Here is a 14,430-nt window from a genome sequence, read left to right as displayed (position 1 = left end):
GCATCATAGTTAGTTCAATAGGTTATAATTTCGTTTGTTCGAAGGTAGCCGGAAGGAGTTTTAAGAGGTGCAAGATTTGAATAAAAGGATGAAGCGATTGTTCAAAAAATAAGGTTCTAAAGGGTTTTGAGGCGGTTTACAAGGAAACAGTGCAAACGTTAGCATGAAATATAACTTCTGCAGATGCAACTTATAATTTGTTATCAATTACTTCCTCTTTTTGATATGATGTATTCTGAAGGTAGCATGTTAAAACGTATTTTGAATGCGCGGGCAAAATAATTTGGAGCCGAGAAGCCAACCGAATAACTTATCTGAGCAATATTCATATCACTTTTTTCCAGAAGAACGGCAGCTCTATCCAGTTTTATAGATCTGATAAATTCAATTGGAGTTTCCCCTGTTAGTTCTAGAATTTTACTATATAGGGATCCCCGGCTCATTCCCATATTCCGGCTCAAATCTTCTACTGACAATTGTGGATTATTGATATTTGATGTAATGTATTGTATGACCTTATTCAGGAACTTTTCATTTTCAGACTCGATTATCACCTCAGGACTTGTCATCTTAATTTGCTTGGTATAGGTCTTTTTAAGTCTTTCGTTAAGTGCTAAAAGATTCCGGATTTTAACGTTCAGGATATCAAGATTAAAGGGTTTTGTCATGTAATCATTTGCCCCGGTCTCTAATCCTAACAACTGGTCTTCTTCCCCGGTCAAAGCAGTTAATAATAGCACAGGAATATGGCTGGTTCGTTTATCGGCCTTTATCTTACGACATAAATCTATTCCGCTGGCATGAGGCATGCTAATATCACTTACCACTAGCTGGGGATGAGAAGAAAGCGTTTTTTGCCAACCTTCCTTACCATTAGAAGCTTCAACAATGCGGTAGGCTCGCTTTAAATTATCCTTCAGATAAAACCTGAAATCGTCACTATCTTCAACTAGTAGAACTACCGGCAATTGCGAATCAACAATTTCTCCCAATAAATGATCCTGAGGGTTCCCTTCGTGCATCAAGTCCGGTTCCTCTTCATCTAAGCTCCCAGGACTTTCAATTCGATTAAATGGGAAGTGAATGGAAAATACTGAACCTTTTCCGACGATACTTTGCACTTCGATACTGCCCCCATGCATATTAACAAACTCTCTGGTAATAGACAAGCCTATACCGCTTCCCTGGTTAAGAATAGCAGAACCTGAATTGCTCTGAAAGAAAGACTCAAATATTTTGTCGTGTGCTTTTTCTTCAATCCCTATACCCGTATCTGCAACCTGCACCTTAAGGCCGTTTTCTGAATCTTCTATCCTGAAAGTAATTAGTCCGCCCTTCAGGGTAAATTTAAAGGCATTTGAAAGCAGATTAAAAAATATACGTTCCACCTTATCATGATCGAAATTGGTGAAATAGGATTTGATCTGGCTGTTAAATTCGAAGTTGATCTGCCTTCTTTCTGAGTAATCTCTGAATGATTCTGCAACATCTCGCGCAAAGGCGATAAAGTCCCCTTCACTTACATTCAGTCGTAACTCACGATCTTCCATATTACGAAAATCAAGCAACTGATTAACAAGATTTAGCAGGCGCCTTGCATTCCTGCGGATCATGCTTAATTGGCCATGTTTATTAGTACTGGTTTCGAGCTGCAGCAATTGCTCTACTGGCCCCATAATTAAGGAAATAGGAGTGCGAAACTCGTGACTTAAATTTGTAAGGAACTTTATTTTTAGTTGATCAAATTCATGCACACGTTCAGCTTCACGTCGTTCCTGCTCTATGGCAAATTTCCCCTCCAGCTTTTGGATTCCTCTACGACGGATGAGCCATAAAACCAAACCAATAATTAAAAAGTAGAAAAAATAGGCCGGGTAGGTTAGCCAGAATGGCGGTCTAACTGACACTCTTATGGTGGTGACGGGACTAACCCAATTACCATTTGCACTTACAGCCTTTACGTAGAATGTGTATTCTCCAGGATCAAGGTTTGTATAAACTGCCGTATTTAGAGCTCCCACATTGTTCCATTCCCTGTCAAACTTTTCCAGCTTATACATATATCTATTTTCCTGGGGGGAGGTAAAATTCAGTGCTGCAAAACTCAAGGAAAAGTTCTGCTTATAATCTAATTTTATCCGCTTGGATATGGAAATATGCTCATTAATTTCAGCATCAGGAGATGGAAGAACACTTTTATTTGAAATTTTAAGGTCGGTAAGAACAATTCTTGGGTTGTTCCTATTAAAATGCAAGGCACCAGGATTTACGTAATTAAAGCCATCAACGCCACCAAAAAACAAGGTCCCATCCGATACTTTCATCCCTGAGCCCAGAACAAATGGACTACGCTGTAAACCGTTGTGGTATGAAAAATTTCTAAATTTTTTTAGCCCAGGATCAAAACTACTTAATCCCTTATTCGTGCTTACCCATATCTTTCCATAATTATCCTCCAATATCCTGTAGATCACTTCATTTGCGAGTCCGTCTTTCTCGGAATAGGGTATAAATTGTTTCTTCCTTAAATCGTAATACGCCAACCCGCCTTCGCTCATACCTACCCAAACAGTTCCGGTCGAACTTACACATATTGCGTTCACATTATCTTTGGGTAATTTACTATTGGCAGAATTTAAAATTAACGATTTATTACTTATAGGATTATAAACAGCAATACCACCACCGCGGGATCCGATCCACAAATTCCCCTCATGATCTTCTTCGATAGCGCGGATGTAGCCATTCGCCATTATAATATCCACTCCCCTTTCAGACTGTGAAAAATGTCGGAACGATCTTTTTGAAGAATCGTAAAAGGTGACGCCCTGGCCATTGGTGCCAAGCCATATGTTGTTCCTGCTATCCTTTTTTATACAAAAAACACTGGGACCACTTATGCTTTTCGAACCAAAGCCTGCACTTATCCGCCGGATATCACCTGTTTTTGTATCATAAACAAAAAGCCCGTCAAGATAAGTTCCTACCCAAATTTCTGCACCCACCCCTTCCATTGCCAGAACGGCCTTGCCTTTCCCTGAATTCGATAATGGTATATTTTTAAAGAGGCCTGTGTTACGATTGAAATGGTTAATTCCCCCTCCGTCTGTTCCCACATAAATTTCCGAACGGTTAACTTCAGCGAATGAGGTAACAACCGGAGCACTAAGTCCAAGAGGATCAGAAGGATTACTCTGACGAAGGTTGAAAGTTGGAAGATTCTTATCATACTTGTTAATACCACCGCGATAGGTTCCTACCCATGAAATACCTTCTCTGTCAATTAAAATTGAATTAACAGCCTTACCTATTAAACTATAGGGATTTCTATGATTCCGTCTGATCCGACGAACTACCTTACTTGAAGGGTCAAGAATATTTAGGCCTTCTTCAGTTCCAATCCAAATTCTGCCATTTGGCTCTGCAGCCAGAGAGTATATTATGTTACTACTTAAGCTATGCTCGCTTGGGGTATGTTTATAATTAGTAAACCCGCTACCATCTGGAAGCAACATACTTAGACCGCTATCTGTTCCTACCCAAATATTACCTTTACGGTCTTGAATAACGGATTTTACAGCGTTATTGGCTAAGCTTGAGCTGTCTTTATCAGAATGCGCATACTTCTTGAAAGAATTTGATTTCTCCAAATAAAGATAAAGACCGTTACTGGTTCCAAGCCACATACTACCACCTTTATCTCTAAATACCCTTTGAATAGTAGTTGAAACAGCCGCACGTGCAGCTGGATTATTGGAATAGAAATAAGTAAATTTCGATGTCACAGGATTAAATAGGATTAAAGCACCATAAGTACCCATCCAAAGATTACCATCAGGGCCAGTAGCTATGGATAAAATTGGATTGCGAATTAGTTTATTATAATTTATAAAAGAATCCATCCTCCTGTTATACATGATCACCCCAGAACTGGTAGCAATCCATAAGTTCCCCTTCCCATCCTCATAAAGATCCACGATATCGTTGGAGGCGATACTATTTGAATCCTTTACATTATGCCGGTAAACAGTAAATTGTTTTCCATCAAACTTATTTAAACCATCATCGGTTCCAAACCACAAATAGCCAAATCGATCCTTTAGTATAGACGTAACAATATTTGAAGAAAGGCCTTCCCTGCTACCCAGGTTCATAAAATTCATTTCATTTTCCTGAGAGAAAATCAGAGAGGGAAATAGAACAAAAAAAACTATGAAATACAGATATTTCAGCTTAAGCATTTCAGATCATATTGGTTAGTGCCTCCGTTATTCTTTTAGGAGATAGGTAAAATTAATTTTATGGGGCCTTATGGCTAGCACACATTGTTTAGGATGATGGTACAAATGTTCAAGGCTCCTTTTTTTATTTGCACTAAAACTGATTTTCATTTACCGTTTCTCATAGCAGTATTTTTGCTATATACTTCAAATTCTGCAACTTGCGAGCCACTGAACCCTTCTTCCGACAACGACTGCACCACTACGTGGTATTTGCCGGTCAAATCTGAGGTAGAAAAGTTTACAGTGGCTGTTCCCTCTTGGCTGGTTTCGTTAGTTCCATTCCAAAACAAGGTAGTTCTATAATCAGGAATCCTTGAAGAGGTTATCCAATCTCCATCATACATGGGGGAATAAAACACTCTTTTCTCCTGTACTCCTTCATAGTCTATCACCGTAGCGTGGGTAGGCAATGCTAAACCACCTAAGTCACCCTTGAAAGTTCGAAAACTGGCTATCCCTGAGAAACGGTTGTTTCCATAAATATATCCATTACTAACTACCTCTAGCTGCTTAACCTTTAATGGGTCGATTTTTATAAGGGTTGTGCCATCATCGAAAACGGGCACTCCATCTACCAGAATTAATGGAGACGATGAATGGAATTCATTCCTTTCCTTGTCGAATACACTTAAGTAATAATCCTTTTTTCTTACCGCGACATTGATTTCAGAAACATATTCACGCAGAACCTCCTCCATCGTTTTAAACCTGACATAGTTATCTAATTTGTAAATCTTTTCGGGTTGTTGATAAAAAGAAGTGGAATCTATTGTTCGAGGGATTCGATTATTGAGCAGCCTTCCATTAAAAGCATTATTAACTTGCATGGCAACACTTCGTTGAAGAAGATCTTCTACAGAAGTTTTGAAATTGAACTTGGCAGGCTTATAATCGGAATGATTAGAGGAGAAAGGTCCCCTAATCTCTATCCTTGCCAGACTATCAATTCGGGGTTCTGTTTGAACAACAATTCCCAATGGACTATCAGAAAAATCCTTTGTTAGAAAATTAAATTCCCCTGACTTATCGGCGTAAGCGGTATAAAACTGAATTCGCTGTCCCGGAATCGATAAAAAAACGTTCCGGTCAGCGAGAGGTCGGTTTGTCTCCTTTTCTAATATCCGGCCGCTTATAATATGTCCTTGCGGCTCAGAGAAAAATTTAAGATCAGGTTTCTTCTCTTGAATAATATCTTCCCATTTAAATCTTCTCCAACCATGAGTTAGCATTAAATGATCCATCTTTTCTTCTGAATATTCTTTCAGATAAGACGAGACCTGTGGTATCCGCCCCTTTAGTTCTGAGCTTAATAAAAGGTATGTGGAAATATCATCATAAGGGGTAGCTATTGAATCAACCTTGAAAACAGAGATGGAAAAACTAGTTTTTAAGGCTTTCCCTCTTACTGTTTCCCTCACTGAAACCTTTACCTGTTCCCTGGATGAATAATTCTTCTTGTCTGTTAAAACTTCAACGCTTGCAAGCTTCAAAGGCTTTTTAAAATATAAACGTTCACATAGTGCTTGTTGGGCATTATTGAAAAGCGTTAAATGAGAAATACCCTCCCCTAAATCCTTATATGGAACCTTAAAACCTTCTGCAATACTTTTACTACTTAGGGTTCGGGTAAATACAGTGTGATAACCTGTATGAACAAAAAGGGTATAGCTGCCTTCGCTCTCGAGGTTGGACTGAACTGATATATTTAATATTGAGTCGGCACCGAACGTTGTCGACATCACTGCCCCTCGTTCAAAGATTCTTGGAAGCTGTACGGAAAATGGATTTTCATTTACCGGGGCTATTAATACATGGTAATCCTGAATCTGCTCCGGCCTAAAATAAAAGGTTCCTATACCATCATCAGAAGGACTAAATCTTGCAACTGTGTCACCAGAGGGGTTTACAATGCAACCGCGGAAGTGAAAGGTATTACCTTCACTATCTACAGCTTTAAATCCTACTTTACTTTTTAAACCCAGAACAAGATTCCCTCCTTCAGGGAAAAACTGTACAGCGTATTTTTTTCTGACGGCCGTTCCCGGTGCCTCCTCCTTAGTTAAAGAATTATAGATTGCTAAATCTTTATAGAAGTAGAAGGAAGGATCAAAATTCTTCATCCAACTTGTATAACATCTTAAGGTATAGGCTCCCGTAGCAATAGTTATAGGTATATATAGAGAGCCGGAGCCATGGGATAAATCCACCTTTGTCTGAAGCACTGCTGTGTTTTGCTCATCCAAAACTTCAACATAAGCAACTTTATTATAACTTATGGGACGGTTTGTGTAAGCTTCAACATTGTAGATTTTAAACCATATAATTTCTCCCGACATATATGACGACTTATCAGTATGAACATAGATCTTCTCTTGAAGTGTATTTTTAAGATAAGTGTTGAACTTATGCGTTATCGATGTAGAATCAAACTTCTGAGCTAGGGCATAAAACGGAAGTAGTAGGCAAACCAATAAAAGAGAAAACCCATTCTTCATAATAGTTATGGAAATTATCTTGTTCAATTTATATTTTGTAATTCCGGGCATAAGAGATAATTGAATTTAATCAGGCCAGTACGGAGGTTTCACATTGCTTCCTTTTAGTCTGCAGTCGATACACTTATCTCTGGTCATTGTAGCATGAGTAGGAGGGCCTTTCATGGGGTCAAAGGGAGCATAGTCTTTTATCAAATAGCCCGCGCTCGTATAAATGAGCACGCTATCAAGAGGTACGTCTCTTGATTCGCAAGCCTCCTCCCTGTATGACCATGTTGGTAACCTTTCCCTTCTATGAATGAAAATTCTCTTTTCCGTGACAGTCCCAGCTCCGATCCATCCGAGTACTTGTTCTTCCGGATTTGTGACACAAGTAATATTGCCTTTAAGCTCAGAAGGTTGAGGGTCAAAAATACTCCCGATCTCCTCTGTGTTCTTTTTCATGTTTTCAAGATATTGATAACCCTCCCGTGTGTGAGCAAATTGTTTTACAAGAATGCTATACAGAAGATTTAGCTTAATTGAATTACCTTTAATGAAAGTTAAGGGAGCCTGAGAAACTCTATCTTCAGATAGACGCTCGGTGGAGTTTAGTAGTATCGCTGAAGAACCGTTGCCTTGCCAGCAACGGTTAATATTAATAGACCTGTCACGCTCAACAATCCTCCCATTCTTGAGTTCTAAAAGAGAAAAAAAAGGTGTTGTTATTTCCCATGTCTCCTGGAAATGCCATGAATAGAACCTTGCTTTGTTTGAAGGGTCGTGTGTACTTACGTATAATTTGAAGCCATCATTCTCTATTCTACGGCTGATGCTATCTATTTCGGGTGTGACTTTGCTTTCCAAAAAATCTGTTTGATAAACACTGCCATCTTTTGTAGTTATTTTTATCCGGTAAGTCTCGTTCGGGCTTAAACCGGTGGTTTTCAGCAAGCAATCCCCTTTCTCACTAGTAGTACCCGAGATTACCGTGGTTTGATGATCCTGAACTTCTATCCTTGCACCGGCTTCCGGAATACGGCCTTGCCAGTCTTTTAAATCTCCTGTACGGCTAAGAATGAAAGTTGTAGAGTCGCCAATATTTAAGTATCCTTCAACGACCAGAAGATTCCTAAAATGACCATCCACCTCTGGACTGAAAGATTCCCTGCAGGCACTTGCAATAACCAGAATGATAATAAGAGCTATATTTGATTTCATTTAAATCGAATATTGTAGTTTACGAAGGGAATAGCTGAACCAAAAATGGATAGCTTATATCCGTTAATAACCTTGTTCTCACTGGCAAAAAAGGTTGCAAAGGCATTTTTCCGCCCTGTTAAATTGTATATTCCGAAAGTCCAGGAATTATGAGTTAGTTGTTTAACTTTATGATTACCGAGCACATTTATTGATATGTCAGAACGAAAATAATCAGGTATACGATACTGATTCCTCTCTGAATACAACAGCCGCTGCCCACCCTCATAATAATATTTACCAACAGGGAGAGTGATTGGCCTGCCTGTACTATAAGTGGTATTTAAAGAAAAACTTACCCGGTGTGAGAAACGATAATTTCCAATAAGTGTGAAGTCATGAGGCTTATCGTAATTTGATGGGTAGTACTTACCATCATTAATAGAATTGGCTCCCGTTACATCTTCGGTTTTTAGGAATGTCCTTGAATAGGTATAACCTATCCATCCATTCAACTTTCCGGTAAGTTTTTTTACCAGAAACTCTACGCCATAAGCTTTCCCCTGTGTTGGTAGAACATCCTGCTCGATCTTGTGGTTTAAGATCAATACTGCCCCGCTCTTATAATCTAAAAAATCCGTGATATTTTTGTAATAGCCTTCGATGGATGTTTCAATAGTATTAGACTTAAAATTTCTGTAAATCCCTAGCGAAACCTGATTACCTCTCTGAGGTTTTATATTTATATCGCTCAACTTCCAGACATCCGTAGGAGACATAGAAGTAGTGTTCGACAACATGTGTACGTATTGCCTTTGTGTATTATATCCTGCTTTAATTGAAAAAGTTGGAGTTAAAGCAAACCGTAGCCCCAACCGGAATTCAGGCCCTTGATAGGTTTTCATAGACTTGCCTTTTGGATATTGTTTTTCAGAAACCATGTTCACGTCGGCTAAAGCAAGTCCAGGTGCATAGAAGTTCGCATTTCCAGGCCCTAGTCTGCTATAGAAAGAATAACGGAACCCTGCATTTAAGGTAATGTCATTGCTTAGGTCGTATTTCGGCTCTGCAAAAACAGCACTTTCAAGAGCTTGTTCTTGCGCTAGTATATCCGGTAAGACTAAGGATCTTTCGCTGTAGGGTTTAAGAGAACCTGGTTGACTTTTATAATAAATTGTTCCGGCTCCAAATTCCAAATTCAATTTTGACTTAGGATAATAGCTGAAAGTGGTTTTTAAGTGTTTTTGTTCAATGCTGAATTTAAGTTTATAATCTGACTCCTCCCGGTGGTTACTGTAATTCTCATAGCCATAATTATCTGTCCCCCCTGAAATAACACCATATAACTTATTGTTAAACGTATGCTTCCACCTTAGCGAAAAGTTCTGATTATTGTAGCGAAAGGTAGTATCTGTAGCCAGGTTAGATTTGTCACTGCTAAGATAAGCAGTAAAATAAAAGCTGTTCCTTTCATTTTGCTGATGGTTGATATTCAGGTTGAGATCATAGAAGCCCGCCTTTGCTCCGTGATATCCGGCCTTCTTAGGCAGTATATCCATGATCCAGTTGGAATAGGTAGTTCTTCCACCCAACATGAAGGAGCTTTTATCTTTGATAAGCGGTCCTTCAAAGTTTAAGCGACTAGTGATTAATCCAATACCCGCTGTTCCTGTAAACTCTTTTTTGTTACCTTCCCTAGTGCTGAGTTCAAGTACAGATGCAAGCCTGCCTCCGTACTTTGCAGGAATACTGCTTTTATACAGCTGTACATCCTTCACTACTTCCGGATTAAATGCAGAGAAAAAACCAAAAAAATGAGAGGGATTAAAAACTGTGGCATCATTAAAAAGTATCAGATTTTGATCAACCGAGCCGCCCCGGACATTGAATCCAATACTAGACTCACCTACCGACTTAACCCCTGGGAGAGTAAGAACAACCCTTAAAATATCCGCCTCTCCAAAGACTGTCGGAACTTGCTTGATTGTACTAATATCAAGCTTTTCTATCCCCATAGGAGTTCTACGAATATTGGCGGTTTTATCAGAAGTGATCATTACCTCTTTTAAAGCCATACGTTCTTCCTCGACACTTACATCTAATTTACCGTCACCCTGGACTAGTATCTGCCGTCGGGTATCCTCAACTCCTACAGCCTGTATATTAAGTTCATGTCTTCCTTTAGGGAGAGTGATCGTATAAAAGCCAAAACCATCGGTTATGCTGCCAACTCTAGGTTTATTAATAAAAACATGTACCCCTGGGATTGGCTCTCCTGTTTTTGAGTTTTTAATGTAACCAGCCACCGTTGCGGTCCTCTTCGCGGGATTTATATTTCTTCCCACTGGGTAGACTTTATAGCTGACACTAGTAGAAACAGAAGGTTCTGATGAAGTAAGATCTGCGACCAGAGCTTTATTATCGATAACTTTTGTTTCCTCTTCCGTCGACATCTGGAATGGAAGGGTAGTAATAATGCGAATATTTTTGGTTAGAAAAATTTCATTCTTATAAATAGCATACTGAAAATCAGTGGCAGAAAAAACCCTGTCTAGAATATCTTTAACTGTAGCCTCTTTAAAATCACCTGCAACTTTCAAACTGTCAAACAAGTCGGCTTGATAATGAAAATGGTAGGACGTTTTCGACTCGATTGCCTTCACCAGCTCCTCCAAATTACCATTACTCAAATGTATATCGAACTTCTGGCCAATATTTTGGGCACAAACCATTATCGGCAGGAAAATCGAGACCAGGGAAATAAAGAAATAGGTGTAAATATTTCTCATAACTGAACTATTGAGTCATGAAACCTTACCAGTTCAACCATTGCTTTTTCCTTATCCTTCTTGAAATTAAGCTGATTTTTCTTGATGAACTCTTGATTTTGAGCCTGTGTTGATCGAAGTTGTTTTAAGAGAGCCTTTTTACTTTTTATGCTCAGGTATCGCGAATTTTTGAATAGATAGTACTTGTCTTCCCGAAAGACATGTTTCTCAACTTGAGTTGGAGTAATTTTTTCTGCAACTGATTTTACTCTCTTCGCAAGGAGGCTGATCTTTCCACTATATAGTTGGTCGTAATATCCGGGTTTAATACTGCTCTCTCCTTCATTTCTCTCAGAGCTGGCTTTAAGATTAATAAAAGTGTGGTTGTGTAATGAGAAGAAGTCTACCTGGGCAGGTATTACAGTAGTTGGAGTGGCCCCGTCGAAATGCAATAGGACTAACTGGTCTTTAACAAGCTCATACTTAATTTTAACGTTTTTGTAAATATACCCTTCAAACCCTATTGTCCCTGACGCATATACATCATCTATAAAAAAAAAATGGTCATTGTCACTAATTGGCCCGGATGGATTATACTCTCTGCCATTATAGATTGGTGCTACACGGTTAAGGAGACTCGCATAACTTTCCTTAGCATTCTTCAAGACGCCAGCAACAAATAAGCTGTCACCCAATTCCTGAGAAAACACAGGCAGTTCTGAGAATATGATCAGAAGAAAAAATAGCAATCGTCTCATGATTATCGGTCGGTTAGTAAGGAGAGAAACTATTTCCTTTATCCCAGGAAAAGGACTCGATGTTTTGGTAGAGCTATTTAGGCGATGAAGAGAGAGATGATCTTTCACAATCATCTCTCTACTATTAAACTGGTGGCTTTTTACTTTCCTTGAAAAGCTTCTACAACCCCAACATAGGCAGGTTTTCTTTGATATCCAGCATTAACAGTACTACCAGAGGTACCCCTTGTCCATAAACCCACAGGTTCATTTGGCCTCCAGGAATCACTTGAAATTCGATCATATGGACTTCTGAAAGTGATACCAGCGCGCTGCCCCGCAGGTATATGTGTGTTATATGCCTTAACAAACCATTTATATGTTTCTGCTTGCTGTTGGTACAGTTCTGCCGTTGCCGCAGCGGTATTACCTCCAGTACCAATATCCAGAGCAGATATTTTGATTAACTTTCCTGTGGCCGCTAATGCTTGAAGCATCGCTTCGACTTTTGTCTTATCTACAGTAGTTACATTTAATGCTAATTCTGTTGCAATTCCATCAACATTAGCTCCCTGGGTTTCTGTATAAGCAATATAGTCCTTCAATCCCTGGATTTTAGTAACATTATCCACCAGATTAGTTTCGGTAATAAAGATTTTGTCTGTGGGGTTTGCGTATTGCTTAAGCATTTTGATAGCCGTAGCCGCATATTCCCTACCTAAATAATCCTGCCAATAAAAGGTATTTGCAGGAAGCATACCCATTCCTACTCCAGTTCTTAATTTCGCTGGGTCAATATCATCAAGAGGCTGGTAAACTACGCTCCACGATTTGACCTTATCTTTACCCGCCGTACCAATTGCCTTGATCCATTTATCAAGTTCTGCGGTGAAAATAGTCTTTCTTTCTGCAGGAGTTTTCGGTATAACGGTAAATTTCGCCCATGTTAGCCTTATATTGTCCAGGTGCATATTTGCTCCACCAGTTTCATTACCGAATGTCAAAACAAAACTATTTAGTTGTTTTTCAGCATCGGTAAAAGCGAAGGTGGAAAGATCTAGCTCTAAATTCCTACCCCAGACGTTAGTTACTGCACCAATGGCCTCCAAACTTCTACCTGGGTTGAATTTATTGAACCGACCGCTAGGTACTGGACCGAAAGCCGTTGAAATTCCTAAACTAATTCCCGCCCCCTGGTTTCCAGCTGCAGCATTGGCATCAAGCAAAAGCTTTTTGCAATCGCCAAGCGTAACTCCAGAAGGCAAATTAACCTGATACTGAGGAAAAGCCCGGGGCCCATCAAGCTTTAGCGTTTTACCGCTGTTTGTTGCTCCGGCAACCGGATCTGTAGATATTCTAGCGGTACCGGATACGTCTGCAGTGGAATAGTAAACAGGAAAAGAACTTCCGACAGTCCTGCTTTCAAAGTTTTCCACCAGATGAGTTCCCGTCGGACCAGGAATAATAAGGTCAGGTATCAAACTGTTTAGATACGTAGCATTTTGATTGCTATGCTGCAAAAGGTGCCCAGCATGAACCGCCATACCTGCTGATTTATTTACATCTAATGCAGCAATGAAGTTATCCATAACAGGTGCACCACTGGCAGGTACAAAGTCCATATGGTTTAACCTTGTAAAGTTGATCTCATCAAAGTGACTTTGCATCGCACGATAAAAGGGCGAGTTTTCAGCGACTTCAGATACACTAAGCTCCACACCCAACTTAAAGTTAGGCTGGTTATTATAGTTGACGTATGTTTTTAGTTCTTTATAAGCATCTAATGCTTCCTGATCAATCAGAGATTGCGGTTTGTCTATGCTGAACTCCCGGGTTTCAAACTGAGAGCAGGCAACTAACAGGGAAGACACTGCGATAGAGATCGCAATACCCGCAGTTATTTTATTAATCTTCATAATTCTTTCCGTTTTAATGTACCTACTGGGCTACTGGTGTGAACACTTCAAATTTTACAGCACGGTCGCGCATGACCAGAGTGTCTTTTGTAGCAACGCTTCCAGTAATAGTTGTGGCACTTGATCCAGAACCTACATTTACACCGGTATAAGCAACTTGATAATCAAGATAGAGCGCATCTCTGTCAATATTTCCCCAACTATTTTTTTCACCTTTCTTTATAAACGAGCCCGTACCGGTTGCTGTAAATTTAGCTGTATTGGTTGTGATAGTGCACTTTCCGGCGTTATCGAATGTTAATAACAAAGTACAAGAGAAGTTATTTCCCTGTGCATCTTTAAAAACCACTGGAAATTCCAGCTGACTCAAGCTTTTAGTATTTAACATATTAACCTCGTCCCGTTCTACAAAATCAGCATGTCGTCTAACATTTCTGGTGGTGGCACCATTGGTCATAACATCGAAACCTCTTCTTAAATAATTACCATGCCACTGATTAACAAATTTTATTGCATAATAAACGAAGTTTTTGCCTGCTAAAATCGAATCCCGCGTTTGTACGCCTGTCATCCTTATCGGAAGAGCATAAGTGTTCCTGATAGCATCGGGATCGGCAAAAAATGCATCAGTTAACTGAACTTGTACTCCTCCCAGCAAGCTCCCTTTTGGAATCGTTATTTGATTCGATGCCAAAGAATAATAATTAGCTGGTAAAGGCTTTATATTACCTCCTGTCGAGAAGTTCAAATTGTTTAAGAGTGAATTATCAACCACAAAGTTTATAGCAATATCTTTTTTATTCTCGCGTGTTCCACCAACCGTAGCCTTAATCTCAACCTTACGTTCATTATCTAATGAGTTATCAATAAATAAATCCTCACCCAACACAACCGTGCGTACCGGATACTGATAGGCAAAATATACCGCCTGATAATCAAAATCGGGATGATCAATATCCTTGTTCTTCAAACAACCGGTTGCAGTAATCAAAGCAGCTACCAAGCCGATAAATATTTTAACTTTTTTCATTTTGAATAATAAATTACTGTGG

General features: G+C 39.4%; 7 protein-coding genes. All 7 read right to left on the bottom strand.

The features are described from left to right. Positions 1–203: 203 nt before the first annotated feature. Positions 204–4,241 (bottom strand): hybrid sensor histidine kinase/response regulator transcription factor, encoded by a 4,038-nt coding sequence (locus tag J4N25_RS19465; RefSeq protein ID WP_207423464.1) that lies wholly within the window; start codon positions 4,239–4,241, stop codon positions 204–206. A 146-nt stretch (positions 4,242–4,387) separates the two neighbouring features. Continuing rightward, positions 4,388–6,805, bottom strand: a complete 2,418-nt coding sequence (locus tag J4N25_RS19460) for a TonB-dependent receptor (RefSeq protein ID WP_207423463.1) — start codon at positions 6,803–6,805, stop codon at positions 4,388–4,390. Positions 6,806–6,844: 39 nt separating this feature from the next. Further along, the gene (locus tag J4N25_RS19455) at positions 6,845–7,978 is read right to left on the bottom strand and encodes a DUF4249 domain-containing protein (RefSeq protein ID WP_207423462.1); all 1,134 of its coding nucleotides are present in this window, start codon (positions 7,976–7,978) and stop codon (positions 6,845–6,847) included. Continuing rightward, positions 7,975–10,746: a TonB-dependent receptor gene (locus tag J4N25_RS19450; protein WP_207423461.1), complete on the bottom strand. Its 2,772-nt coding sequence runs from the start codon at positions 10,744–10,746 to the stop codon at positions 7,975–7,977. The genes J4N25_RS19455 and J4N25_RS19450 overlap by 4 nt, the downstream gene beginning before the upstream one ends. Continuing rightward, positions 10,743–11,483 (bottom strand): hypothetical protein, encoded by a 741-nt coding sequence (locus tag J4N25_RS19445; RefSeq protein ID WP_207423460.1) that lies wholly within the window; start codon positions 11,481–11,483, stop codon positions 10,743–10,745. Before J4N25_RS19445 ends, J4N25_RS19450 begins: the two co-directional genes overlap by 4 nt. Before the next feature lie 140 nt (positions 11,484–11,623). Further along, positions 11,624–13,378: an endo-1,4-beta-xylanase gene (locus J4N25_RS19440; protein ID WP_207423459.1), complete on the bottom strand. Its 1,755-nt coding sequence runs from the start codon at positions 13,376–13,378 to the stop codon at positions 11,624–11,626. 22 nt (positions 13,379–13,400) lie between these two features. Next, positions 13,401–14,408, bottom strand: coding sequence for a DUF5627 domain-containing protein (locus tag J4N25_RS19435; protein ID WP_207423458.1), 1,008 nt, complete (start codon positions 14,406–14,408; stop codon positions 13,401–13,403). Positions 14,409–14,430: the final 22 nt, after the last annotated feature.

The sequence above is a fragment of the Desertivirga brevis genome, from assembly GCF_017355835.1.
The sequence above is the reverse complement of the archived record's forward strand: the minus strand, read 5'-3'. Positions and strand labels throughout refer to the sequence as shown.

Bases quoted from the DNA above. Each gene is read 5' to 3' on its own strand.
- J4N25_RS19465 (WP_207423464.1), bottom strand. From the start codon at position 4,241: ATGCTTAAGCTGAAATATCTGTATTTCATAGTTTTTTTTGTTCTATTT.
- J4N25_RS19455 (WP_207423462.1), bottom strand. From the start codon at position 7,978: ATGAAATCAAATATAGCTCTTATTATCATTCTGGTTATTGCAAGTGCC.
- J4N25_RS19450 (WP_207423461.1), bottom strand. From the start codon at position 10,746: ATGAGAAATATTTACACCTATTTCTTTATTTCCCTGGTCTCGATTTTC.
- J4N25_RS19445 (WP_207423460.1), bottom strand. From the start codon at position 11,483: ATGAGACGATTGCTATTTTTTCTTCTGATCATATTCTCAGAACTGCCT.
- J4N25_RS19440 (WP_207423459.1), bottom strand. From the start codon at position 13,378: ATGAAGATTAATAAAATAACTGCGGGTATTGCGATCTCTATCGCAGTG.
- J4N25_RS19435 (WP_207423458.1), bottom strand. From the start codon at position 14,408: ATGAAAAAAGTTAAAATATTTATCGGCTTGGTAGCTGCTTTGATTACT.